The sequence below is a fragment of the Aeromicrobium sp. genome (genome assembly GCF_047606445.1).
Classification (GTDB): domain Bacteria; phylum Actinomycetota; class Actinomycetes; order Propionibacteriales; family Nocardioidaceae; genus Aeromicrobium.
In genome coordinates this window covers 63122-80000 of the sequence record NZ_JASGEK010000063.1, presented here as the reverse complement: position 1 = coordinate 80000, position 16879 = coordinate 63122, and the positions used below count along the sequence as shown (strand labels likewise).

Below are 16879 nucleotides of genomic sequence, written 5' to 3'. Positions count from 1 at the left end.
GACAGAGTTACGGCGGTCATGGCGAAGGGGAAATACCCGGTCACATTCCGAACCCGGAAGTCAAGCCCTTCAGCGCCGATGGTACTGCATCCGAGAGGGTGTGGGAGAGTAGGACGCCGCCGAACATCATCGAGAGCGCGAGCCCGCCCCCTACGGGGCGGGCTCGCTGCCGTTTCCCATCCTTTTCGTGACACTTAGCTCTGTCCGATTGCGGGCATAGCTGCCGCACAGAGCGAAGCGTCATCGTGAAGGCATGACGAACACACACGAGAACACACAGATCGAAAGCCAGACTTCAGCGGAGGCGGTGCCCCCACCGCCCGCGAAGGCCCGGCGTAGCGTCGGAGTGCCCACTGCGTCGACCCTCGCCGCTGTCGCGCTCATCGTGGGCCTCGGCGGCGGGATCGGGCTCGGTTTCGCGCTCGACTCGGAGGATTCCGGTGGCTTCGACGGACCGCAGAGCGGTCAGATGGGGCCTGGTCAGGGGCCGCAAGGTGGTTTCGGCGACCAGGGCGGGCAGGGCAACGGCGGCCCTGGCGGCGGCGGGCAGGCTCCTGGATCGACGGACGAGGACTCAGGTTCGACGGATGAGGATTCCGGGAGCGGCGACTCTGCTGACTCGTCGGTCTTCTCCTCCTGAGAAACGAGCGGTCGGGGTCGGTTTCACGGTAGAAAGTACTCGTGGAACCGACTCGCGCCGACCGCCTGGCCGCCTATGTGCGCCGCATGTCAATTGTCTGGTGGCTACGGGCGGTCCTGATCGGCGGTCTCATCCTCACCAGCGCCGTGGGCGGCGTCGCGGTGTATTTCCTGGCCACCGTGGTGATCCCGCTGCCAGTGGAGCCGGGGCAGAGTCTGGCGATGCGGAACCTCGCGCTGGCGCTGACACTCGTGCCGATCCTCGTGGCGGTCGGCACCGTATGGGGGCTGGCGATGACGGCGGGGCTGGCTGACTGGGTGCGTCAAGACCGCCCGCCGACCGACGAGGAGAAGATCGACCTCTTGGCGGTCCCCCGTCGGCTTTTCTGGATGCACGCGGTGCTGTGGAGCCTCGGGACGGCGGTGTTCGCCGCGTTCAACGCCACCGTCTCGCCGGTGCTGGCACTCACCGTCACACAGATCATCGGCCTCGCGGGCGCCACGACGTCGTCAATTGTCTATTTATTGACAGAACGAGTGGTGCGTCCACTCGCCCGACGTGCCCTCGCGACGGGCGTGCCGACGCGATCACGGGTGCGGACGGTGGCTGGACGGACCATGTTCGCCTGGGTCCTGGGCACGGGCGTGCTCTTGTGGGGCTCGGCGGCGGTCGGCCTCGCCACCCTGATCCGATCCGACGATGTGACGGTGCGGCAAGTGTCGATCACGATGCTGGTGCTGGGTTCCATCGGTTTCGTGGTGGGAGGCTTCACCACCTACGCCGCCGCCCGAGCGACGTCCGACCCGGTGCGCGGCCTGCGCCTCGCTTTGACCCGCGTCGGAGGCGGGGACCTCGACGTGCGGATTCCGATTGACGACGGCACCGAGGTCGGCATGTTGCAGGCCGGCTTCAACGAGATGGTGACGGGCTTGCGTGAACGTGAACGTCTGCGCGACCTGTTCGGCCGTCACGTCGGCGACGACGTGGCGAGGGCGGCCTTGGCCGAGGGAGTCAGCCTGGGCGGGGAGGCGCGTCACGTCTCGGTGCTGTTCGTCGACGTCATCGGGTCGACCACGCTGGCGGTCGAGCGGGACCCCGAGGAGGTGGTCTCGCTGCTGAACCGCTTCTTCCAGGTCGTGATCGACGAGGTGCAGGCGCAGGGCGGGTCGATCAACAAGTTCGAGGGCGACGCGGCGTTGGCGATATGGAACGCCCCGTTGCCGATCGACGGATTCGAGGCGCGCGCGCTGACGGCGGCCAGGAGGATGGCGCGTCGGCTGGCCGGCGAGGTGCCTGGACTGGAGGCCGGAGTCGGTGTCTCCTCGGGGCGTGCGGTGGCCGGCAATGTCGGGGCGGCGCAGCGCTACGAGTACACCGTGATCGGCGATCCGGTGAACGAGGCCGCGCGCCTGACCGACCACGCCAAGACGGTGCCGGGACGGGTGGTCGTGAACGCGGCGATGCTGGATCGAGCCGGCCCCGAGGCCGACCACTGGGTGGAGATCGAGCCTTTTCTCGCGCGCGGGCGTCAAGCGCCGACCCGTGTCGCGCGGGTGACGGGTGATGATTGACGCGACTGGGACCACCCACGGAAACGAGGGTGTTGCCGACTATCCGTTCAGACTGGGCTTTGGCGCATGGTGAAGCGGACGAGTTGTCTACCAAGCGCGCTCATGATCGCCGTGCTGTCGCTATCGGGATGCCTGGCGGGGGGATGACACTCGGCCCTCGCCGCCAGAGGAACGGGTGACCGACCCCGACGAAGTCTCGTGTCGAGAGTGGAAAGACGGCAACGACCGTCTCCGCGACGATATCGCTGAGGAGATGTCCTTTTCGGAGGAGGCTCGTTTCGGTGACGATGTGATCGTTTTCGAGACGGAGGAAGGCGTCCTGCTGGCCACTATGGACGGCGAGGAGCTGGACGAGACTCCTGACGTTCTCGACTTCACCCGTGAGGAAGCCGATTAGGACGACATGGCGCGAGAGGCGTATGGGCAGTTCCGCGATGACGACGGTGCGGAAACGTGCTCGGATTTTGCCGCCGCGTCTGAGCTTGTTGTTTAACCGTTGGTCTGCGGGGTGTGTGGGGTTTGCGGCGTGTCCTGCGGGGTGAAGGGCCGCCGAGTCCGATGCTGATTGTTACGAAGCAATGAAGCACGGAAACGGCGGCCCTTCGCCATGATTCTCACCGATACTGTCGTTCAGCGCGTGAAGCGACACGATCCGCTGGACATCCTTGATGATTTCCGCACTCGCGTCTATGGGTGTATGACAAGACGTCCGGACGCCTTGTTCGAGCTCGCCGACGCGATCGCCTGCACGCCGAGCCGGGTCACCGATGTCGCTCGGCTGTCGTTGGAGCCCGAGCAGGAACGCGGACATGGGGGCGTCTACGACGCGTTGAACGCCGGACACGTCGACTACGACCGGTTCGGTCGGGTTCTGGCGGCGACGCCGGTCCCGACGGTCACCGGACCTGACGGCAGGGCGAGGATCGTGTTGGCGGTGGACGTGTCGAACTGGCTGCGCCCCGACGCGGCCACGAGCCCGGACCGGTCGTTCTGCCACACCTACGCCCGGGGACGTGGACGGGCGGACATGATCCCGGGGTGGCCGTACTCGTTCGTCGTCGCTGTGGAGCCGGGTCCGACATCCTGGACGGCGGTCCTGAGTTTCCGTCGTCTCCGCCCCGGCGACGACGCCACTGGTGTCACCGCCGGACAGTTACGGACTGTGGTGGAGAACCTGAGGGCCGCGGGCCACCACCAGGCAGGCGACCCCGACATCCTCGTCGTCGCCGACGCCGGCTACGACCTGCCCCGCCTGGCGTGGCTGCTGGCAGGTCTGCCCGTCGAGGTCCTCGGACGAGTCCGTTCGAACCGGGTGTACCACCGGCCGGCCGACACCCCTGCCGGACCCGCCCGGCGTGGCCGTCCGCCACGACACGGGACACGCCTGTCGCTACGAGACGCCAGCACGCACGACGACCCGGCCATGGCCACCACGAACGACACCGACCGATACGGGCACGCCGCCGCCCGCGCCTGGACACGGACCCATCCCCGGCTCGAACGACGGGGACCATGGGCCGGACACGAGGGCCCCACGCCGGTCATCGAGGGCACACTGATCAGCCTGCGGGTCGAGCGTCTGCCCGGCGACCGGACACCCAGACCGCTCTGGTTGTGGGTCTCGACACCAGAACCGGCCGACCCGGCCGCAGTCGATCACTGGTGGTCGATGTTCTGCCGCCGTTTCGACATCGAGCACACATTCCGGTTCCTCAAACAACAACTCGGCTGGACACGCGCACGCCTGCGTGAACCCGCCGCAGCCGACCGATGGACCGCCCTGATCGTGACCGCGCACACCCAGCTACGACTCGCCCGCACCATGGCGAGGGACTGCCGACTGCCCTGGCAGCGACCCCTACCCGCCGAGAAACTCACACCCACACGAGTACGCGCAGGATTCCGCCGGATCCACCAGACACTCACACACCCCGCGAAACCGCCGAAAACATCCACACCAGGCCCCGGACGCCCACACGGACACCCCAACCGACACAAAGCACCCATCCAACCCATCGGAAAAGCAGCCTGAAAGGTTAAACAACAAGCTGAGGAGCAGCGAGTTTTCTGGCTTGAGAAGGCGGCCTTGATGCTCGCCGACGGGGTCACTCGCGAGGACGTCGACGATGTGTGCGAGGCGTTCGGCGACGATCCTCTGAACGACATCGTGCGTTACTCAGTAGGTTATAAAACGACGTTGGAGGAGCAGGCGTCCCGATTCCAGGGGGCTGTGTCGATTCAGTCCGACAACGGCTACACCCTCGATGTCGCCTATGACCTCCGGCAGGATGAGCCGTGGGAGGACGGGACGCATGAGGAGCCCGGTTTCAGCGCGGTGTTCACTGATATCACCGGCAGTGTGACGGTGAAGAACACGACGGCCGGACGCGAATTCTCCTGGCCGTTGGCCAACGTCTATCCGGGCAATGTTTATGCGGGGGCCGCGTCAGTGAGAGGGCACTATCCGGTTACGGATCTTCCCTTTAAGCGAGAGCAAGGACTCTGTAGGCGAGCCTATGGTCTCGCAAGAGAGCAGAACCTTCACTGAGAGCTATCCCGGTTTGATATCGGTCGAGAGCGTCTACTACTCCAACATGGAGCGATACACCCAGTGGATGATGGACGAGGGCGGGTTCATGAGTATCCCGACCGTTTTCATGAAAGTCCCTGAGAGCGAAGTCGCGAGTCTGCTCGCTGAAGTCGCCGCGCCGACGGCTTACTCCCTGAACTTCCACGACATGGAGAAGGGCATCGGCGGGACCTGGAAGCGTGAGTGCGTCGTCATCGCGGCGACCGATCCGGCGCTCGAATGTTGACTCGGGTGGTGCGGTTGGTCGATCATCCGTAGGCGGCCTTCGTGGCGGCGAGGGAGGCGCGCAGGATCTCCTCCAGCACGTCGAGGTCGACGTCGGAGAGTTTCTTCACGTAGAGGCAGGCCTTGGAGGCCCGGTGCGGGCCGAGGCGGGCGAGGGCTTCGACATGGTTCGCGCAGTCGTCGAGGTAGATGGCGAACGTGCCCGAGCGCGGCGAGAAGCCTAGCGCCGGGGCGTCGCCCTCCCGGCCGCTGTCGTAGACGTAGTGGTAGCTGTCGAAGCCGACGATGCTGGGTCCCCACATGACCGGCTCGTGGCCGGTGAGCCGTCGCATGAGGTCGGTCAGCGTCTCGCTCTCGGCGGCTTGCCGAGCCGGTTTGCCCGTCAGGAACTCCTCGACGGGGACGTCGGTCGGTCGTGTCTTCGCCTCGCTCGCCATGTCCCGAGTCTAGGACTATCGCGACGCGAAAGGGAGGGGCGAGAGGCAGGCGGTCACGCCGTCGATGCTGATCAGCGTCAGTGCCCGTGTCACTGATTGGACTGAGATTCCAGTGATTCTGAACGAGTTTTCCACAGTGTGTCGTCAGGGTGCTTGACCGATTCGGATATTCGGGTCACAGTATGCGGCAAGTTTTCTGTTTCTTTCGGGGGAAGGATCAGGGGTGGATCCGTCAACGGTTCTCACAACACGGGTGCGTGATCTCGTCCGGCAGCGCCGCATCGACCCGCGGGCCGACCCGGAGGCGGTGCGTCGTGCCGCCGAGGATGTCGTCGAGGAGCACGAGCGGGCCAGCCTCACCGGCGCGGTGCGCGGGCTCGACCGAGTCGACGAGGAAGTCGCCCGGCTGGTGGCCGACGTGGCCGGTCTCGGCCCGTTGCAGCCGCTGCTCGACGACGAAACCGTCGAGGAGATCTGGATCAACGCGCCCGACCGGGTGTTCGTCGCGCGTCACGGCCGCCACGAGCTGACGAGCGTCATCTTGACCGCCGAGACGGTCCGCGAGCTGGTCGAGCGCATGCTCTCGACCACCGGCCGCCGTCTCGACGTCAGCCAGCCGTTCGTCGACGCGAACCTGCCGGGCGGACACCGGCTGCACGTCGTGCTCGACGGCATCGCCAAGGGCTTCACCGCGGTCAACATCCGCAAGTTCGTCGCCCGGGCGCACGATCTCGACGACCTCGTCGCGCTGGGAACGCTCGACGAGCCGGCGGCGGAGTTCCTACGGGCCAGCGTCGTGGCCGGGCTCAACATCGTCGTCTCCGGGGCGACGCAGGCGGGCAAGACGACGCTGCTGAACTGCCTCGCCGGAGCCATTCCGGGACGTGAGCGGGTGGTGTCGGTCGAGGAGGTCTACGAGTTGCAGCTCACCCATCCGGACTGGGTGCAGTTGCAGTGCCGCCCCGCCGGGCTGGAGGGCAACGGCGAGATCGACCTGCGGACGCTGGTCAAGGAGTCGCTGCGCATGCGGCCGAGTCGCATCCTCGTCGGCGAGGTGCGGGCCGCCGAGTGCCTCGACCTGCTGCTGGCGCTCAACGCGGGCCTGCCGGGCATGGCCTCGATCCATGCCAACTCCGCACGTCAGGCGCTCGTCAAACTCGGCACGCTGCCGCTGCTCGCCGGGGAGAACATCGGTTCGGCCTTCGTCGTGCCGACGGTGGCCAGCACCGTCGACCTCGTGGTGCACACAGCGCTCGACCGCGACGGCCGACGCGCCGTGCGGGAGATCGTCGCGGTGACCGGCCGGGTCGAGTCCGGGCACGTCGAGAGCGAGTCGGTCTTCGTCCGTCAGTCCGGGCAGCTGTGCCGGGGTGTGGGGCGTCCCGTCCGGCAGGACGCGTTCGAACGGGCCGGGATCGACCTGGACGCGGTTCTCGGAGGTGGCCCGTGGGAGCGCTGATCGGGCTGGCCTTCGGGCTCGGGCTCACGCTGATCGCCTCATGGGCGCTCACGCCGGAGCGGCCGCGCCTGGAGGGGCGGGCTGTGCGGTCGGTCGACACGGCGTGGCTGCGCCGCGCGGGGATCGTCCTGGCGTGTGTGACGGTTGCTTTCGTCGCCGTCGCCGGATTGACCGGCTCGGCCACCATCGGGGTCGGGCTGGCGGTGCTGGCCGCCCTCGCGCCGGGCAGTCTGCGCCGCGCCCGTGAGGAACGACGGAACCGGGAGCGCCGGGAGGTCTGGCCCGACGCGGTCGACCACCTCGCGGCGAGCGTGCGCGCGGGTCTGTCGCTGCCGGAGGCGGTGGTCGCGTTGAGCCAGCGTGGACCGGAGAGCCTGCGTCCGGCGTTCGTCCAGTTCGGCCGGGACTACCGCATGAGCGGCCGCTTCGACGACGCGCTCGACCGATTGAAGGAACGGCTCGCCGACCCGGTCGGCGACCGGGTGATCGAGGCGTTGCGACTGGCCCGGCAGGTCGGTGGCCACGACCTCGGGCGGGTGCTGCGTTCGCTGTCGGGCTTCCTGCGTGACGATCTGCGCACGCGGGGCGAACTGGAGTCGCGTCAGGCCTGGACGGTCAACGGCGGGCGGTTGGCGGTCGCCGCGCCCTGGCTGGTGCTGTTGAGCATGGCCGGACGGCCCGAGGTGGTCGCCCGGTACGCGACCCCGACCGGTGTGGTCATCGTGGTCGGCGGGGCGCTCGTGTGCGTCATCGCCTACCGGATCATGATGCGGATCGGACGGCTCCCGGCGGAGCGGAGGATCTTCGCATGAGCCCGGAGATGTGGGGCGCGGTGGCGGCCGGCGGCGCAGTCGGCGGCGTCGCGCTGGCCGTCGACGGGTGGCGGCGCTCGCGTCGACCCGTGCTGATGGACCGAGTGGCCCCCTACGTCGGCGACGTGGCCCGTGGACCGGTGGCCGACCCCGGCGCGCGCGGCCTCGCCGACCGGCTGCGGTCGGTCGGCGGCGCGCTCGCCGAGGCCATCGGCAGCGCCGACAGCGTCCGTCGGCGGCTCGACCGGCTCGGCTCGGACCTCGCCGTCGAGGCGTTCCGCGTCCGTCAACTGCGGTCGGCCGCCGTCGGGTTCGGAGTCGCCGTCGCGTTCAGCCTCGCGATGCTGGCCCGTCGTCCGGCGTCGCCGCTCGCGCTGATGGTGCTGTGCGCCATCGCCGCGCTGGGCGCCGCCTGGTGGTGCGACCAGGACCTGACGCGCCGGGTCGAACGACGCGAGCAGGCGATGGCACAAGAGTTCCCGACGGTCGCCGACCTGCTGGCGCTGGCCGTCGCCGCCGGTGAGAGTCCGGCCTCGGCCGTGCGCCGCGTCGCGGGCGTCGCGCACGGCGACCTGGCCGACGAGCTCCGCCGGGTCATGGGCGACGTGCACGCCGGCGACACCATCGCCACCGCCTTCGACGCGCTGGCCGCGCGGACCGGGGTCGCCAGCGTCGCGCGTTTCGCCGAGGCGCTCGCCGGGGCCGTCGAGCGCGGCACGCCGCTGGTCGACGTGTTGCACGCCCAGGCCGCCGACGTGCGCGAGTCGGCGCGGCGCTCGCTCATCGAGTCCGGCGCGCGGCGCGAGGTCCTGATGATGGTCCCCGTCGTCTTCGCCATCCTCCCCGTCACCGTGATCTTCGCCTTCTACCCCGGCGTCATCGGGTTGCAACTGACCACTGGCTCATGAAAGGACACGCCATGCCCACTCTGTTGATCTGGATCGAACGACGGCTCCGTCCCGCGCGCGACGAGGACGGCGACGTGCCCGGCTGGGTGATGATCACCGTCATGTCGGCGGGGATCGTCGCCGCGCTGACGGCGATCGCCGGGCCGGAGCTCAGCCGCATCCTCAGCCAGGCGCTGGCGTCGGTCGGTGGCTGAGCGTCGTCGACCGACACGACGGCGGGCTGAGTCAGGGTCCGCCGTGGTCGACTTCGTGCTCGTCACGGTCGTGCTCGTCCCGCTGGTGCTGGGCGTCATGCAGGTGGCGCTCGTGATGCATGTGCGCAATGTGTCGACGGCGGCCGCGTCGGAAGGGGCGCGGGCGGCCGCTGCGCTCGACGCCCCGGCCGGGATCGCCGAGCGGCGGACCCGGGAGCAGATCGAGGCCGGGGTCGGTGACCGGTTCACGCGCAGCGTGTCGGTCGTTGCGGCCACGGTCGCGGGCACGCCCGGCGTCGAGGTGCGCGTCGTCAGCGAGGTGCCGGCGCTCGGCCTGTTCGGCCCGGGCATGACCGTCGAGGTCAGCGGCCACGCGGTGCGCGAGGTCGAGCCGTGACTGCGCGCAGGGAGGAGGGCGCGGCGGCAGTGGAGTTCGTCTGGCTGACGATCCTGCTGCTGATCCCTCTGGTCTACGCGCTGCTGGCGGTCTTCGAGACGCAGCGCGCCGCGTTCGCGGTGTCGTCGGCGAGCCAGGCCGCCGGGCAGGCGTTCATCCGAGCGCCCGACGTCGCCGCCGCGCGGGATCGGGCGCAGCGGGCGGCGTCGGTGGCGCTCGACGACCACGGGGTGACGGGCGCGCGCGTCGAGGTCGTCTGTCGGCCGACGCCCGCGGACTGCCTCCAGCCGGGATCGAGCGTCCAGGTGCTCGTGTCCGTCGACCAGGAGCTGCCGCTGCTGCCGAGCGTCCTCGGCGACGATCTGGGGGTCGTGCCGGTCAGCGCCGACTACGCCCAGGACTACGGACGGTATCGGGAGGGACGATGAGGCGCCGTGGCGACGAACGAGGACAGACCACACTGCTGACGGTCGGCTTCCTGGGCGTGCTCGGCGTGCTCGCGGTGGTGGTCGTGAACGCCTCGGGCGCCTTCATCGAACGGCAGCGGCTCAACGGTCTGGCCGACGGCGCCGCCATCGCCGCGGCGGACGCGCTCGACCTCGACCACTTCTACGCTCAGTCCGACGTGGCGCTCGACGCCGACGCCGCCCGACACCGGGTGGCCGAGCACGTCGCGACGTCGTCCGGCGTGCGGGTGGCCGAGGTCAGGGTGTCGGGCGACTACGTGACGGTGCGGCTGGAACGCGAGGTCGACCTGGCGCTGGCGCTGCCCGGCCTGCCCCGACGGACGCTGGTCGTCTCGGAGGCGACCGGGCGGCTCCACCGTCCGTCGCCGTGACAGCCGTCCTCAGGCCGAGCCCCAGGTCAGAGCCGGTAGTCTCAGGGGGTGGCCGCCGTAGATTTCCTTGAGCTGATCCGTGACCTCGACCAGACGATGACGTCGATCGAGAAGGTCCTCGACCTGCCCACGATGCGGCAGGAGATCGACGGGCTGCAGGATCAGGTCGGCGCCCCCGATCTGTGGGACGACCAGGAGAACGCCCAGCGGGTCACCGGTCGTCTGTCGACGCTGCAAGGCGAGCTCGAACGCGTCGAGGGCCTGCGTCAGCGCATCGACGACGTCCAAGTCCTCGTCGAACTGGCCCAGGAAGAGGACGACGACGACTCCTTGGCCGAGGCCGAGGGCGAGATCGAGCGGCTGCGCTCGTCCGTCGAGAAGCTGGAGGTCCGCACGCTGCTGTCGGGCGAGTTCGACGAGCGCGAGGCCATCGTGACCATCCGCTCCGGCGCGGGCGGCGACGACGCCACGGACTTCGCCGAGATGCTGCGCCGCATGTACTTCCGGTGGGCCGAACGGCACGACTACCCCGTGGAGGCCTACGAGACGTCGTGGGCCGAGGGCGCGGGCATCAAGTCCGCCACCTTCGCGGTCAAGGCCCCCTACGCCTACGGGACGCTCTCGGTCGAGGCCGGAACCCACCGTCTCGTGCGCATCTCGCCCTTCGACAACCAGGGCCGCCGGCAGACCTCCTTCGCGGCGGTCGAGGTCGTGCCGGTGTTGGAGCAGACCGACGAGATCGACGTGCCCGAGGAGGAGATCCGCGTCGACGTGTTCCGTTCCGGCGGTCCCGGCGGTCAGAGCGTCAACACCACCGACTCGGCGGTGCGCCTGACCCACCTTCCGACGGGAACCGTCGTGTCGTGCCAGAACGAGAAGAGCCAGTTGCAGAACAAGGCCAGCGCCATGGTCGTGTTGAAGGCGAAGCTGCTGGCCTTGAAGAAGGCCGAGGAGCGCGCCCAGCTCGACGAGCTGCGCGGCGACGCGCAGGCGACCTGGGGCGACCAGATGCGCAACTACGTGCTCAACCCGTATCAGCTGGTCAAGGATCTGCGCACCGAGCACGAGACCGGCAACACCCAAGCCGTGCTCGACGGCGAGATCGACGACTTCATCGAGGCGGGCATCCGCTGGCGTCGGGGTCAGGCCGCGTGAGCGGCGCGGCGAGGCCTCCTGCCGGACCGCCGCCGAAGCAGCGCGGCAACCCCTCGCTCGGCGACATCCTCCGCAGCGTCGGGGTGTTGTCGCTGATCGTGCTGGGCCTGTGGGCCTTCGGTCTGTTGCTGACCCACACGCCCGACGACCCGGTGCGCGACGTCGACTACGCGACGACGGCCGACAGCGCCCGCGACGCGGCGACCTACCCGCTGCTCGCGCCGGGTGAGCTGCCGGAAGGCTGGCGGGTCAACGCCGCCCGCTTCGAGCCGGGGGAAGGCCAGGCGTGGCATCTCGGCGTGCTGACCGACGACGACCGGTACATCGGCTTGGAGCAGGAGAAGCGGTCGGCGGCGGAGATGGTGGCCGAGCACGCCGCGGGGGCGAAGGAGGCCGGGGCGGTCGAGGCCGACGGCGTCGCCTGGCAGCGGTACGACGGTCCGGACGAGCGCATCACGCTGGTGAGCGAGGCGGCGGAGGCCACGACGCTGGTGACCACCGGCATCGGTTCACTCGACGATCTCACGGAGTTCCTCGGGACGCTCGCGGCCGAGTGACGGCTCAGCCGTCGTCCTCGTCGCCCGTCGAGATGGCGGCGTCGAGGCGCGTCCGCGCGCCGTCGAGCCAGCGTTGGCAGACACGCGCCAACTCCTCGCCGCGCTCCCAGAGCGCCAGTGACTCCTCCAGCGAGGCGCCGCCGGTCTCCAGACGCTGCACGGTGGCGATCAGCTCGTCGCGCGCGGCCTCATAGCTCAGGTCGTCGTTGGTCGGCTCACTCATGGTCGTCCTCGGTGGGGAGCAGGTGGACTGAGGCGCGAGTCGCGACGACGTGGCCGTCGGCGAAGCGCACCTGGAAGGTCGCGGGCACGTCGCCCGCCGAGGCGAGCACGCGGCCGTCAGGGGTCTGCGCGACCGCGTAGCCGCGTTGGAGGGTGGCGAGCGGGGAGAGCGCGCGGACGCGGGCCAGATGGTGGCCGACCTCGTCGTGGGCGCGGTCGAGTCGCCGGCGCAGCGCCCGTCGGCAGCGGTCGATCTCGACGGCGACCAGGTCGGCTTGCGCGTCGACGAGGGTGGCGGGTCGGGCGAGCGCCGGACGGCTGCGCAGCGCGGCCAGGCCCGCGCTCTCGGCGTCGATCAGCCGGGCCACGGCCGATCGCGCGCGCTCGCGGGCCGAACTCGCCGCGTCGAGCTCGGCCTCGGCGTCGGGCACGATCCGCTTGGCGGCGTCGGTGGGGGTGGAGGCGCGCAGATCCGCGACGAGGTCGAGCAGCGGGACGTCCGGCTCGTGGCCGATCGCCGAGACCACGGGCGTCTGGCAGGCGAACACCGACCGGACCAGCGCCTCGTCGCTGAACGGCAGGAGGTCCTCCACCGACCCGCCGCCGCGCGCGATGACGATGACGTCGACGGACGGGTCGGCGTCGAGTTCGGCGACCGCCTCGATCACGCCGCGAGCGCAGTCGGCCCCCTGCATGAGCGAGTGACGCACGACGAAGGGCGCGGCGGGCCAGCGCAGCTGAGTGTTCCGCACGACGTCGCGCTCGGCGGCCGAGTCGCGCCCGGTGATCAGCCCGATACCGGACGGCAGGAGCGGCAGCGGCTTCTTCCATCGGGACTCGAAGAGCCCCTCGGCGGCGAGCAACTGCTTGCGTCGTTCGAGCTGGGCCAGCAGCTCGCCCTCGCCCGCCGGACGGATCTCGCGGATCTCCAACGACAGGCTGCCGTTCGGCCCGTAGAACGAGGGTTTGGCGTGGACGACGACGCGCGCGCCCGGCGCGATGGGGGCGGGGGAGGCGTCGAGCACGCTGACATGGCACTTGCCGCTGATCGACAGCTTCGCCTCCAAGTCGCGCAAGGTGAGGAAACAGATGCCCGGCCGGCGGTTGAGCTGCGCCACCTCGGACTCGACCCAGACCGCTCCGAGCCGGCCGATATAGGACTCCAACGCCTGCGACACCGCGCGCAGCGGGGCCGGTGACTCCGCGCTGGCGTCCTTCAAGCTCATGGCGATCACTCTAGAGCGGGCCGCCGACATCGCGCGGCGGGTAGGATGGGCCGCGTGACGTCGACGGTCGAACTCGGTATGCCCCCTGTCGGAGGCCAAGTGCTTCTCGCCGACCCCCGCGGTTATTGCGCGGGCGTGGACCGGGCGGTGATCACGGTCGAGAAGGCGCTCGACCTCTACGGCGCCCCGGTGTACGTGCGCAAGCAGATCGTGCACAACAAGCATGTGGTGCAGAACCTCGCGGCGCGGGGGGCGATCTTCGTCGAGGAGTTGGACGAGGTGCCCGAGGGCGCCACGGTCGTGTTCAGCGCCCACGGCGTCTCGCCGATGGTCCACGACCAGGCCGCCGAGCGCAGCCTCAAGACCATCGACGCGACCTGCCCGCTGGTCACCAAGGTCCACCACGAGGCCAAGCGTTTCGCCAAGGACGGCTACCGCATCTTATTGATCGGTCACGCCGGCCACGAGGAGGTCGAGGGCACCGCGGGCGAGGCTCCCGAGCACATCACCCTGGTCGAGCACCCTGACGACGTCGACGGCTTGGAGTTCCCCGAGGGCACGCGCCTGTCGTGGCTGTCGCAGACCACGTTGAGCGTCGACGAGACGATGGAGACGGTGCGCCGACTGCGCGAGAAGTTCCCGCAGTTGGAGGATCCGCCGTCGGACGACATCTGCTACGCCACGCAGAACCGTCAGGTCGCGGTCAAGGAGATCGCGCAGGACGCCGATCTGGTGATCGTGGTCGGCTCGGCCAACAGCTCCAACTCGGTGCGGCTGGTCGAGGTGGCGCTGGAGGCGGGCGCCAAGGCGTCGTACCGCATCGACGACATCAGCGAGATCGACGACGCGTGGCTCGAGGGCGTCTCGACGGTGGGCGTCACGTCCGGCGCGTCGGTGCCCGACGACCTGGTGCAGGACGTGCTCGGTTATCTGGCCGAGCGCGGCATCGGCGACGCGCGCGCGGTGCGCACCGCCGACGAGAGCCTGATCTTCGCCCTGCCGCCGGAGCTGCGCCGCGACATGAAGAAGCAGGCCGCAGCGCAGTCCTGAGCGGTCTCAGCGACGCCAGAGGTGGCGCAGGCCGATCGTCGCGATGGTGAGGGTCTCGGCGATCGCGAGGGTGACGCCGCGGTCGAGCGTGCCGGCCAGGATGCGCCCGGCGTGATGGCTGCTGTGGGGCATCGCGTCGGAGAGCAGCGCGTCGGAGTTGAGGAAGGACACGAACACCATCGCTCCGACGAGCAGCGCGGGCGGCACGAAGATGGTCGCCCAGAGGTGTTCGGGGATGACCGCGAGCGGCACGGTGACCGCCGACATGAGCAAGCCCGCCGTGGTCATGAAGCCGAGGCGGCCGTCGGCGAGGTCGAGCAGAGCGGCAGCGGCGGTGAGGGCAGTCGCCAGCAGCGCGGCGCCACGAAGAGTGAGGTCGCGCTGCGCGAGGGTCGCCGGGGCGGCCAGACCAGCCATGCCTCCGACGGTAGGCGTCCGCGCCGACAAAATCGAGGATTCGCGCCCGATGGAGGGCGACGTGTCGATCACAGTCCGGGGCGTTCGGGATAGGCTCAGGCCCCGTGGCTCTCAGCATCGGCATCGTCGGACTCCCCAATGCGGGCAAGTCCACGCTCTTCAACGCCCTGACCCAGAACGACGTGCTCGCGGCGAACTACCCGTTCGCGACGATCGAGCCGAATGTGGGCGTGGTCGGCGTCCCGGACGAGCGGCTCGGCAAGCTCGCCGAGATCTTCGGCTCGGAGCGGATCCTGCCCGCGACTGTGCAGTTCGTGGACATCGCCGGCATCGTGCGCGGCGCGTCCGAGGGCGAGGGCATGGGCAACAAGTTCCTGTCGCACATCCGTGAGTCGGACGCGATCTGCCAGGTCACCCGCGTGTTCCGCGACGAGGACGTGACGCACGTCGACGGCGACGTGAACCCGGCCAACGACATCGAGACGATCACCATCGAGCTGGTGCTGGCCGACCTGCAGACCGTCGACAACGCCATCCCGCGCCTGGAGAAGGAGGCGCGCCGCGACAAGGCGCTCGCCCCGGCGTTGGAGGAGGCGAAGAAGGCCAAGGAGGCGTTGGAGGCCGGCACAGGCGTGCTGAACGCGGGCCTCGACCTGGAGCTGCTGCGCGACCTGCACCTGATGACGGCGAAGCGGTTCCTCTATGTGTTCAACTGCGACGCCGACGAACTGGCCGACGAGGCGTTGAAGGCGAAGATGCGCGACCTGGTCGCGCCCGCCGAGGCGGTGTTCCTCGACGCCAAGAGCGAGGCCGAGCTGGTCGAGCTGGGCGACGACGAGGAGGCCCAGCAGATGCGCGCCGAGATGCTGGAGGACCTGGGCATCACCGAGCCCGGCCTCGACCAGCTGGCCCGCGTCGGCTTCGACACCCTCGGCCTGCAGACCTACCTGACGGCCGGCCCGAAGGAGGCCCGCGCCTGGACCATCCGCAAGGGCGCCACCGCCCCCGAGGCCGCCGGCGTCATCCACACCGACTTCCAAAAGGGCTTCATCAAGGCCGAGGTCGTGTCGTTCGACGACCTGGTCGAGGCGGGGTCGATGGCCGACGCGAAGTCGGCGGGGAAGGTGCGTATGGAGGGCAAGGACTACGTCATGGTCGACGGTGACGTGGTCGAGTTCAGGACAGGGCTAACGTCAAAGCGGTAACCCGGGGCGCGTGAGAACGCAGTCCACGGTGCCCGCCAAGGCCGCGATCTGCCTTCGTGTCAGCCAAGGCCGTGGGACGGACGGTCTGGCCATCGACCGGCAGCGGAAGGAGTGCGAGCACCCCCGCCAGACCGCCACCGCGGGCCGACGCGTGGTCTGCATCCACCCGCGCACTGGCGCTGGGCCACTGCCTGGACCCGTCTCTGGGAAATCACGACCGGGCCGCCACGCACCGCGACACACTGACCACCAGGCCTCGACAGGAGCGTGACCGGAGAATCCGAGTGGAAAGCCAGAGCGCCGACTGGCAACCCAACACGGCCGAACGGCACTCCGGGGTGTGATACGGCCCACTCGTTACGTGGACTCGTTGGCGCTGTTCTGGGTCCGCGATGTCGGCGCCGCGCTGACCGCTTGACCTTCAGGTTGGTCGAAGGCCCACGATGGCCGGGTGAGCGATGACGAGCTGATCCCCATCGGAGCCTTCGCGCGACGTGTCGGACTGACCACGAGTGCGCTGCGCTTCTACGACGACGCCGGAGCGCTGCGACCAGCGGAGGTCGAGGCCGACGCCGTGACGCTCGCCGCCCGACCACACGGACGATGGTCCCGGCGGCTCCGCCCGATGGTCGCCGGGCCAGTCGGTAGGGCGGCATGTCGGTGGTGTGCAGATACTGCTGGGCGGGTCCGCGGCGCGCGTCCTCGAGGATCGCCTCGAAGGACGTCCCAGAGCGGTGAGACGCCGCTGCGGAGTGCGCGGATGCACCAACAGTCGGTCGCCGACGGCTTCGATGTCGAAATGGCCGGTCGGCAGGAGTCGGGTGACGACCCCGGCGATCTCCGACGGTAGGTCGGTCCGGGCGGCCGGGCCGAGCCCGGATGGGTGCTCGGTGACGAGTGCCCGCGTCTGTGGGTCGTTGCCGAGGCCGGTCAGGTCGAGCACGGAGGCCGGGAAGGCCGCGCCCCGAATCTTCGC

The 16879-nt window shown here is 69.6% G+C and carries 22 protein-coding genes and 1 rRNA gene; 19 read left to right on the top strand and 4 right to left on the bottom strand.

All coding sequences use genetic code 11. The features are described 5' to 3' along the window. The first annotated feature begins 8 nt into the window (after positions 1 to 8). The 7 genes from rrf (at position 9) to QM621_RS12275 (ending at position 5027) form a co-directional block, all read left to right on the top strand. Positions 9 to 125 (top strand): 5S ribosomal RNA (gene rrf / locus QM621_RS12305). A 221-nt stretch (positions 126 to 346) separates the two neighbouring features. Beyond that, positions 347 to 640, top strand: coding sequence for a hypothetical protein (locus QM621_RS12300; protein WP_414990678.1), 294 nt, complete (start codon positions 347 to 349; stop codon positions 638 to 640). 41 nt (positions 641 to 681) lie between these two features. After that, complete coding sequence (locus QM621_RS12295) at positions 682 to 2211, top strand: adenylate/guanylate cyclase domain-containing protein (RefSeq protein ID WP_414990677.1); 1530 nt, start codon at positions 682 to 684, stop codon at positions 2209 to 2211. A gap of 175 nt (positions 2212 to 2386) precedes the next feature. Then, positions 2387 to 2608 carry a hypothetical protein gene (locus QM621_RS12290; protein ID WP_414990676.1) on the top strand — a complete coding sequence of 74 codons (222 nt, stop codon included), beginning with the start codon at positions 2387 to 2389 and terminating at the stop codon, positions 2606 to 2608. A gap of 240 nt (positions 2609 to 2848) precedes the next feature. After that, entirely contained in the window at positions 2849 to 4243 is a 1395-nt protein-coding gene (locus QM621_RS12285; RefSeq protein WP_414990675.1) for an NF041680 family putative transposase, read from the top strand. Positions 4244 to 4300: 57 nt separating this feature from the next. Further along, a complete protein-coding gene (locus tag QM621_RS12280) occupies positions 4301 to 4759 on the top strand; it encodes a hypothetical protein (RefSeq protein ID WP_414990674.1) in 459 nt (152 codons plus the stop codon). Then, positions 4728 to 5027 carry a hypothetical protein gene (locus QM621_RS12275; protein WP_414990673.1) on the top strand — a complete coding sequence of 100 codons (300 nt, stop codon included), beginning with the start codon at positions 4728 to 4730 and terminating at the stop codon, positions 5025 to 5027. Before QM621_RS12280 ends, QM621_RS12275 begins: the two co-directional genes overlap by 32 nt. Before the next feature lie 22 nt (positions 5028 to 5049). On the opposite strand, the gene QM621_RS12270 is transcribed toward QM621_RS12275, so the two are convergent. Continuing rightward, complete coding sequence (locus QM621_RS12270) at positions 5050 to 5463, bottom strand: DUF1801 domain-containing protein (protein ID WP_414990672.1); 414 nt, start codon at positions 5461 to 5463, stop codon at positions 5050 to 5052. 253 nt (positions 5464 to 5716) lie between these two features. Here QM621_RS12270 and QM621_RS12265 point away from each other — a divergent pair, with 253 nt between their 5' ends. Genes QM621_RS12265 through QM621_RS12225 form a run of 9 tightly spaced genes read left to right on the top strand, consistent with a single transcriptional unit; the run spans position 5717 to position 11783 of the window. Further along, entirely contained in the window at positions 5717 to 6922 is a 1206-nt protein-coding gene (locus tag QM621_RS12265; RefSeq protein ID WP_414990671.1) for a CpaF family protein, read from the top strand. Continuing rightward, positions 6910 to 7734, top strand: coding sequence for a type II secretion system F family protein (locus tag QM621_RS12260; protein WP_414990670.1), 825 nt, complete (start codon positions 6910 to 6912; stop codon positions 7732 to 7734). Before QM621_RS12265 ends, QM621_RS12260 begins: the two co-directional genes overlap by 13 nt. Then, positions 7731 to 8642, top strand: a complete 912-nt coding sequence (locus QM621_RS12255) for a type II secretion system F family protein (protein ID WP_414990669.1) — start codon at positions 7731 to 7733, stop codon at positions 8640 to 8642. The genes QM621_RS12260 and QM621_RS12255 overlap by 4 nt, the downstream gene beginning before the upstream one ends. Before the next feature lie 11 nt (positions 8643 to 8653). After that, positions 8654 to 8836, top strand: coding sequence for a hypothetical protein (locus QM621_RS12250; protein ID WP_414990668.1), 183 nt, complete (start codon positions 8654 to 8656; stop codon positions 8834 to 8836). Positions 8837 to 8879: 43 nt separating this feature from the next. Continuing rightward, positions 8880 to 9233, top strand: coding sequence for a TadE/TadG family type IV pilus assembly protein (locus tag QM621_RS12245; RefSeq protein WP_414990667.1), 354 nt, complete (start codon positions 8880 to 8882; stop codon positions 9231 to 9233). Further along, the gene (locus tag QM621_RS12240) at positions 9230 to 9661 is read left to right on the top strand and encodes a TadE/TadG family type IV pilus assembly protein (protein WP_414990666.1); all 432 of its coding nucleotides are present in this window, start codon (positions 9230 to 9232) and stop codon (positions 9659 to 9661) included. The genes QM621_RS12245 and QM621_RS12240 overlap by 4 nt, the downstream gene beginning before the upstream one ends. Further along, on the top strand, positions 9658 to 10071 hold the full coding sequence (locus tag QM621_RS12235; protein ID WP_414990665.1) for a pilus assembly protein TadG-related protein: 414 nt from the start codon (positions 9658 to 9660) through the stop codon (positions 10069 to 10071). Before QM621_RS12240 ends, QM621_RS12235 begins: the two co-directional genes overlap by 4 nt. A 48-nt stretch (positions 10072 to 10119) precedes the next feature. Further along, positions 10120 to 11226: a peptide chain release factor 2 gene (gene prfB, locus QM621_RS12230; RefSeq protein WP_414990664.1), complete on the top strand. Its 1107-nt coding sequence runs from the start codon at positions 10120 to 10122 to the stop codon at positions 11224 to 11226. After that, positions 11223 to 11783: a DUF4245 domain-containing protein gene (locus QM621_RS12225; RefSeq protein ID WP_414990663.1), complete on the top strand. Its 561-nt coding sequence runs from the start codon at positions 11223 to 11225 to the stop codon at positions 11781 to 11783. Before prfB ends, QM621_RS12225 begins: the two co-directional genes overlap by 4 nt. A gap of 4 nt (positions 11784 to 11787) precedes the next feature. Here the strand turns inward: QM621_RS12225 and QM621_RS12220 are convergent, their stop codons facing one another. Both QM621_RS12220 and xseA read right to left on the bottom strand, forming a co-directional pair. Then, positions 11788 to 12006, bottom strand: a complete 219-nt coding sequence (locus tag QM621_RS12220) for an exodeoxyribonuclease VII small subunit (RefSeq protein WP_414990662.1) — start codon at positions 12004 to 12006, stop codon at positions 11788 to 11790. After that, positions 11999 to 13231, bottom strand: a complete 1233-nt coding sequence (gene xseA, locus QM621_RS12215; protein ID WP_414990661.1) for an exodeoxyribonuclease VII large subunit — start codon at positions 13229 to 13231, stop codon at positions 11999 to 12001. The genes QM621_RS12220 and xseA overlap by 8 nt, the downstream gene beginning before the upstream one ends. Before the next feature lie 45 nt (positions 13232 to 13276). Here xseA and QM621_RS12210 point away from each other — a divergent pair, with 45 nt between their 5' ends. Then, positions 13277 to 14281, top strand: coding sequence for a 4-hydroxy-3-methylbut-2-enyl diphosphate reductase (locus QM621_RS12210; protein ID WP_414990660.1), 1005 nt, complete (start codon positions 13277 to 13279; stop codon positions 14279 to 14281). A 6-nt stretch (positions 14282 to 14287) separates the two neighbouring features. On the opposite strand, the gene QM621_RS12205 is transcribed toward QM621_RS12210, so the two are convergent. Next, entirely contained in the window at positions 14288 to 14698 is a 411-nt protein-coding gene (locus QM621_RS12205; protein WP_414990659.1) for a DUF6542 domain-containing protein, read from the bottom strand. Positions 14699 to 14802: 104 nt separating this feature from the next. On the opposite strand from QM621_RS12205, the gene ychF reads away from it, so the two are divergent. Beyond that, positions 14803 to 15903: a redox-regulated ATPase YchF gene (gene ychF, locus QM621_RS12200; protein ID WP_414990658.1), complete on the top strand. Its 1101-nt coding sequence runs from the start codon at positions 14803 to 14805 to the stop codon at positions 15901 to 15903. Between the two features lie 451 nt (positions 15904 to 16354). Beyond that, positions 16355 to 16753, top strand: a complete 399-nt coding sequence (locus tag QM621_RS12195; protein ID WP_414990657.1) for a MerR family DNA-binding transcriptional regulator — start codon at positions 16355 to 16357, stop codon at positions 16751 to 16753. The last annotated feature ends 126 nt before the right edge of the window (positions 16754 to 16879 follow it).